This is a genomic window from Arthrobacter sp. 05L45_2, from assembly GCF_056397525.1.
Genome location: NZ_JBFTNO010000342.1, coordinates 1 through 1525 on the forward strand (window position 1 = coordinate 1; position 1525 = coordinate 1525).

Annotated in this window: 1 protein-coding gene; it reads right to left on the minus strand. The window is 64.8% G+C overall.

Going from position 1 to position 1525, the window contains the following annotated elements; translation table 11 throughout:
• Positions 1–194 precede the first annotated feature (194 nt).
• Positions 195–1301 carry a GTP pyrophosphokinase gene (locus tag AC1DHD_RS16250; protein WP_476880693.1) on the minus strand — a complete coding sequence of 369 codons (1107 nt, stop codon included), beginning with the start codon at positions 1299–1301 and terminating at the stop codon, positions 195–197.
• Positions 1302–1525: the final 224 nt, after the last annotated feature.

Genomic DNA, 1525 nt, shown 5'->3' on the forward strand with positions numbered 1-1525 from the left:
CCTTTGTTCTGGGGGATGAAATTTTTTTGATACTGGTTTATGTCCCGGTCCAAAGGACCGCTTGCACCTTTGTTCTGGGGGATGAAATTTTTTTGATACTGGTTTATGTCCCGGTCCAAAGGACCGCTTGCAAGAAATACTAAGCCTGCTGTCCTTAATTTTCCACCAGATTCGTGCGATGTACACCGGCGCGCCTACCCCTGGGTCAGCCGGTACCGCTCGATCTGTTTGAGCCGGCGCAGCAGGCTGTCGCGCCGSGGRTGSGGSACGGCGTCGGCSGGTTCSGCGGTGAGGTCGATGTGSGYSGTGCCGTACTGCCASAGCAGCAGRTCRTCCAGSAGCCGGTCSGGGCCGGGGGAGTAGCGGTGGTCCAGCGCCCGGCGGACCTCGGTGATGCGGTTGGCGCTGAGCAGGCCGGCAAGCTGCACGGTCTGGTTCAGCCCGTGCGCCGCCATCAGCTCCGCAGCCCAGCCCCAGTCGTCGTCGACTTTTCGGTCCACGTGCGGCAGCAGGGTCCGCCAGACATCTCGGATGCGGTTGGGTGTGAGCTGGGCGGCGCCCTCCCCGTCCATGTCCCAGTAGCCCCGGACCTCCTCGTACCGCTCGTTCAGGTCGGCGAAGGCGCTTTCGACGGTCTCGAGCATCGCCGCGGTGGCGGTGAACTGCCGGTCGAACTGCGGGGTCCAGGCCCGCGGATCTTCGGCCTTGAACCGGATGTCGTGCTCAATCTCGCTCCAGGCGTGCGCGAAGACGGTCCGGATCTGGCACTCGAAGAAGTAGCTGCCGTTGGGCTGCACGTCCGGGTTGAACACCTGCTGGTAGGCCTTCACGGCGTCGTTCTGGATGGTCCRTAGGATCAGGTGCCGGCTGGAGTACCCGTAGGTGCCGGATTCGATCGATCCGATGTCCTTTTCGCGGTCGCCGCGGCAGTCGAACAGCTGGCGCTGGCGCTTGATCAGGTTGGCCACCACGGCGTTTTCSGCCGGSAGCTTGGTGATRACCCGGATGCCCACCATGTCATTGAGCGTGCGGAACGGGTCCGGGAACTTCAGGACGGGCGGGCCGCCCGGCTCCAGTGGCTTCTCGGTCCGGGAGATCTTCTCGCGGAAGGATTCCACGGTTTTGGTGCGGCCGGTGACGAACAGCGGTGTCACCTCGGTGCCCTTGAGCATTGCCCGGAGGGTCAGCAGCACCTCGCGGGTGACGAGTTTCAGGGCAGGACGAACCCGCTCGTAGAGTTCCACGTTTTCCTGCACGGATTCGCGCAGCGCGGGGTCCAGGCGGTCCCAGTTGCTAGCCATGGGCCTAGCTTACGGCGCGGGTGTGACAGCGCGGCCGGCAGCCCGCCGTCGGAACTGCGGTGTTTCGACCGCGGCGAGGGCCTTCGGCGGTGCCGGGCGGCGCCCAAGGTAGGCTCTGCACATGTCTGAAGTGCGGCGTCGGGATCTCTTCGTGGCTGCAGCGGCGGTGACTCTGGGGACGGTCGCCGCCTGTTCACCGGGCCCCAAGGAGGACACAGTGAAGC